The 382-nt window shown below is 59.4% G+C and carries 1 protein-coding gene; it reads right to left on the minus strand.

Features of this window, described 5'->3' with window-relative positions; translation table 11 throughout:
- The coding region (locus HFC70_RS26705; protein ID WP_305792536.1) for a proton-conducting transporter membrane subunit at positions 1 to 382 on the minus strand (382 nt) is incomplete at both ends.

The following is a 382-nucleotide window of genomic DNA, read 5'->3' on the forward strand; positions in this document are numbered from 1 at the left end:
CACCAGATGCAGAACTTCCGGCGTCATCAGGAACAGGCCGTGGGTACGGGCGATCAGGTAGACACCCGCGGTTACCATCGTTGCGGCGTGGATCAGCGCGGAGACAGGCGTCGGGCCCGCCATCGCGTCGGCAAGCCATGTCTGCAACGGCAACTGCGCAGATTTACCGACCGCACCGCCCAGCAGCATCAGCGTCGCCCACATCAGCATGTTATTGCCGTCAGCAAAGTGCGCTGGTGCCAGTTCCACCATTTCGCGGAAGTTCAGGGTGCCCAGTTCGTTGTAAAGAATGAACAGTGCGAAAGCGAGGAAAACGTCACCCACACGGGTCACGACGAACGCTTTCATTGCCGCTGCGCCATTCTTCGGATCGGTGTAATAG

Source organism: Agrobacterium sp. a22-2 (assembly GCF_012276985.1).
Taxonomy (GTDB): Bacteria; Pseudomonadota; Alphaproteobacteria; order Rhizobiales; family Rhizobiaceae; genus Allorhizobium.